The sequence below is a fragment of the Corynebacterium sp. HMSC30G07 genome, assembly GCF_001806945.1.
GTDB classification, from domain to species: domain Bacteria; phylum Actinomycetota; class Actinomycetes; order Mycobacteriales; family Mycobacteriaceae; genus Corynebacterium; species Corynebacterium riegelii.
The window spans coordinates 1-5,037 of record NZ_KV786443.1 but is presented as its reverse complement, the minus strand read 5'-3'; the positions used below and the strand labels follow the sequence as shown (position 1 = coordinate 5,037).

The 5,037-nt window shown below is 56.1% G+C and carries 3 protein-coding genes; all 3 read right to left on the bottom strand.

The window, feature by feature from the left end; translation table 11 throughout:
• A partial coding sequence (locus HMPREF3104_RS00290; protein WP_141738061.1) for a YPDG domain-containing protein occupies positions 1-481 on the bottom strand: 481 nt, incomplete at its 3' end.
• Positions 482-565: 84 nt separating this feature from the next.
• On the bottom strand, positions 566-3,001 hold the full coding sequence (locus HMPREF3104_RS00285; protein ID WP_070493071.1) for a YPDG domain-containing protein: 2,436 nt from the start codon (positions 2,999-3,001) through the stop codon (positions 566-568).
• A 571-nt stretch (positions 3,002-3,572) separates the two neighbouring features.
• Positions 3,573-5,037 (bottom strand): Rib/alpha-like domain-containing protein (locus HMPREF3104_RS00280; RefSeq protein WP_246816270.1); only part of this gene is annotated, 1,465 nt, incomplete at its 5' end.

The following is a 5,037-nucleotide window of genomic DNA, read 5'->3' as shown; positions in this document are numbered from 1 at the left end:
CCGGGGTCACATTGGAGGAATCAACCGTGGTCTTCGGGCCATTAACCTTGACCGCAGCTTCGACGGTGTCCTCGGAGCCATCCGGGTAGGTCACAACAACCGGAACCTCGATCTTGGTACCAGGCTCAGCGCCCTCGGGGATGGTCACCTTCACAGAACCATCCTCATTAACGGTCACGCCCTCAGGTGCGTCCTCACCCTTCTTGAATGTGGTGCTCTCCGGCTTCTCAGCCGGGTTGCCCGCATCATCCGTGAACGTAGGTGCACCAACCGTGACGTCCTCACCCGGCTTACCATTTTCTTCCAGGTATTCCGGCTCGAACTTCTCGTTGTCGTTCTTCTCCACCTCGACGGTCACGTCAACGGTGTCCTCAGACCCATCCCGGTAGGTCACCTTCACCGGAACCGTGAACTCAGAGCCCGGTTTCGCATCCTCAGGAACCTTAACCGAAACCTCACCGGTTCCCTTGTCAACGGTCACGCTGCCCTTCGGCAGATCCTTTTCCTCTTCCTGCTCGTTGCCGTCTTCATCCTTTACGACAGCAACGTACTTCGGGCGAGCATTCTAATCCTCTGGGTCTACAAGACCCTCGTGGAACTCCACGCCCTCCGGCGGCTGCTCAACAGACTTGTCAGTCGGATCACCGTTGTCGTCTGCTTCCTTAAACTCCGGAGCCGGAACCTTGGCATCCTCACCAGGCTTGCCGATACCGTCTTCGTACTGCGGCTCAACCTTGTCCGCATCCTGCTTCGACGTCAGCACAAAACGTGCAGAACCAACAGCAGTCGTCTTGTCCTTGTAGGTAACCTGAACCGGCACCTCAATTTCGGACTTGTACGGCGCGTGCTTCGGGAAGGTTACAGAAACCTCACCGGTACGACGATCAACGCTGACCTTGTAGCCTTTCGGAGCCTTGAAGCCGTCGGCCACGCTGAAGCGAGTCGGCTGCTTATCAGCATCCTTAGCCGTCAGCTCTTCAGCAGTCAGCTTCTCAACGTCGTCCTCAGTATCCGTGTTGTCAAACGTCGGAGCTTGAGAGGTGACCTGCTCACCAGCCTTCGGCGCCTCAGTCCTCTCATACAGCGGCTGCCAGCCAGTCAACACCGTGAATGCATCAGCAGCAATCGCCTGACCGCGAGCACCGGTTTCCTTATTCACTGGGTACAGGTACGCCGTGAACGTCGTCGTCTTGGTAATTCCCCCCGGGAACAGATTCTCATCACCAGTATCCAACTGGCACGACGGAATAGTTCCGTTCGCATCAGCGCCAACAGCATCGTACGTCTTGACTACCTTGCCGGTATTGCCATCGACCCACTCGATCGCGTACTGCATACCATCAACCCACTGCGTCGGCAGACCACCAGTCTTGGTCTCCACCACATCACCAGGCTTCGCAGGATGCTCATGGGTGTCGTAGTCGAGCACGTCAAACACGGTGTAATCCGAGTAGATGACGTGGCGGTTTTCCTTCAGGTAGTGATCGCCCGCGCCATAAACCAAGCCACCAGCCCACTTACCAGCACCATTAAACACGTACTGACTACGTGGCAGGAAGGAGTTGTTGTAGAACGGCGTGAACTGACCAAGCCCCTCAGTCTCCTCCGTAGAGAAGAACAGCCAGTTCCAGTTCACATGCTTCGGCATATTATCGATGCCACGGCCAGTTACAGCCTTACGCCAGCTACCAACATCAGCAGCAGGCGCGACCTGACCAAACAAGCTGTACGCGTTGTGCTTCGACCCATCCGGGAAAATCGCTTCAGCGCCATTATCACGGGCCAAATCCGTGTAGAGCAACGCACCATCGTCGTAGCCACGGTCAACCTTATCGACGGTAGTGGCCGGGTTGCGACCGAAGGTACCCCTGAACTGGAGCGTGTACTTACCATCACTACCGACGGTCGCCTCGGCAGTCTCGGCAATCCACTTATCCTTGCCCTCTTCAGCAATCTTGCGCTTAATCCAGTTCTGCAGCGCAGTCTCATTACGGTTCGTCCAACCACTGCCACGGATCTCATCAAACCCAAGATCAATCGCAGCCTTCGTCTTAATCTCGTTGACCGCGTAATCAGACAGGTAGGAACCATAGACCTTGACGCCGGTTGCTGGCACATCGGCACCGTTCATCAAGTTCATCAGGTTCGGGGTGAACGCGCCCTGGGTGTGGTAGAGGTGCCAGAACAGCTTGCCTTGAATCTGGCCAGGACCATTACCAACCGCCGGGTTCTGATCAGCCTTATCCAGGTGCATGATGTCATGGCGGGTCTTCTCACCAAACGCAAAACGCGCATTGGTCACACGGTCAGAACCGACATACCAGCTCATGCCACCTGGGGTGTCGTACGTGTTGCCGTTCGGGCCCATGTGGCCGAAGTTGTAGCCATACAGCTGGGTGAAGTTATCCGTATCTGGGTTATCTACCCACACGCGGATCTTCTCGTACTGCGGACCGTTCGGGTCCGCATCAAACTTCACTACCTCGCCCTTGGCATTGTTGAAGGGCTTCATGTGGATGGTGTAGCGACCATCCTCACGAGTGGTGGTGGTGTACACCGGCGAGGTGATGCCACCCTTTTCAGTCCACTGTGCGTATACGCGCACACCGGCCATCGGGATCGGCTGCCACGGATCACGGGTTCCCGGGTAGACCGAAAGGTCACCATCACGCTGGTGAATGACGTAGCCCTCGATGGACTCGTTGGTCCCTTCCGGCGCGGTGGAATCGATAGCCCCCTCAACCTTGATCGGCTGATCGGTGAATTCATAACGCTGCTCATCCACCACGGACTGGTAGACGCCGTCAGCGTTCTTACCCGGGTACTTAACACCATTACCGGCATCGTTAGGCTGGCCAGCCTCCGCCGGAGTACCAGCATAAGCAGCAGCCGCAAACTGCGGCGCAGCAACCGGCTGAGCAAACGGCGCAACCAACGCAAACGACAACGCGGCCGCAGCAACAGACGTGCCACGGCGACGAGCGATGTTCTTTCCTTGCATGTATATCCCCCTCCAGCCTTGCATGTATATCCCCCTCCAGGGATGAAAATGGTTCAGGATCCCCGTACCCAGTTTTGAGCACAGGGTCGAGCGGAGAGTTACGGCCCAAACCGCCTCTCACTCACGTATTGCAAGGTTAGGCAGTCACACTTATATGCTCAATTCGGGGAGACTATTAGACAAGGGAAACGTTTAGCCATACCTAAACTTTTGACCAGCACCAATTCAATTTGCAGCAATCTCCAAAGATTCCCCAATGGGGACCCAATGGTCCATAAAAGACGCTTCCATAAGGCCAGAATTTTAGACAAATCACAGGTAGATGACACCGCCTACCATAAGGGGACGTGTCACCAACCCATAAGACACTCGCACATTTGACTAACCTGCCCAAAACACCCCCTTCCGGGGGTCACCCACGTCGCCTCAACGCATCTACGAACAGGCTCTGTCCCATGGATAGGCGTTGTGCAGTCAAGCCTTAGAAATGCGAAACCCCGGTGTTGTGGGGGATGTGATTCCCTACAACACCGGGGTTAGCAGTCAGCTACAAGCAGCTACACCGTAGGACTTAGTTCTCCTCGGTCTCAGGTGCCGGCTCCTCGCCAGCCTGCTCCTGGTTCTTCTGGTCGTCCTTCTTCGAAGACAGCTTGTGCGTCTTACCGGAAGAACCCTTCAGCTCCAGATCCTTCACGGAGGAGTTGAAACCACCGTTCGGCGAGCAGTTGTCGTAAATCAGCGTGCCTGCCAAGATACCTGCGGCAATCAGAGCGATACCAGCAGCCACCATGGACAGGTCACCGCCGACCTCCTTCAGGCGAGCGTTGATCTCAGCAACCTGACCAGCCATCTGCGGGTTGAAGATACCCAGCTGCTGCTGAATCTGGGAGTTCGCCTGCTCCAGGCGAGCCGAGATCTCATTAGCAATCGGGGTGACACCCGGGATATCCATCTGGGTAGCCAGACCAATCGGCAGCAACGCGATCAGCGGCAGACCGAAACCAAGGGTGGTAGCAACACACTTACCAGTGTCAATGCCAACCTTTGCCTCAGTAGAGTTGCCAGCACCATCGGTAACGACAACCTTGTCACCAGTCTTCAGATCAACATCCGACGGAACATCAACCTTCCAGTTGCCGTCCTCATCAGTCGTGACCGGGATGTCAATCGTGCCGCCCTTCCCATCCGGGATAGTCACCGTGAGGTCCTCACCCGGGCGATCGCCCTTACCGGAGATGGTCTTATCACCCGGCTTGATCGGATTCACCGTCGGCGGCGTGGTGTCGCTGTCAGCTGGGTTGGTCCCGTCCTCGATCTCATCGCGGTTAGACTTGCCGTCACCGTCGAAGTCCCCATCCGGATCCAGCAAGGACTTACCATCCTTACCAACCAGATCGAAACCAGCAGTGGTCTCGTTAGTGGAGTCATCGTTGTAGGTGAAGTTCACATCAACGGACGGACGAGCAAACGGAGTGAAGTCCTCAACGAACTTGTCCCAACGCTTGCCAGCCTCAGTGCTCTTGAGCTCCGGCAGCTTCGTGTCAATCTTCTCCGCAACATCCTTCATCGAAGGAGCCTTGGCATTGATCACACCGTTATCCTGCGGAGTGAACGTCCACTTCTCCGCATCCGACTCCTTGGTCGGCGTTACGACAACGTCCTTAACCGGAGCCTTCTTACCGAACGGATCGTTGGTGTCCTTGTCACCATCAACCGGAACATCGGTGACCTTGTCGTACTTCGGCACGAAACGCTCAGCGTCAGTACCAACAATCACCTTGGTGTCGACCTTATCGGTCGAGCCATCCGGGTAGGTCACAACGACGGTGACGTCATACTCGCCCGGCTTCGAGGTATCCGGAGTACCACCCTCGTACTCGAACTCGGTACGTTCCGGAAGATCATCCGCCTTCTCGATGTTCTTCTTCGGATCCGGAGTACCACCAGTCGGGACATTCTGATCCTGGCCCTTCGGATCGTAGGTCTCAGCATCGGTCTTCGGAGTCTCCTTGATCTCAACCTCAACACGGTCGATC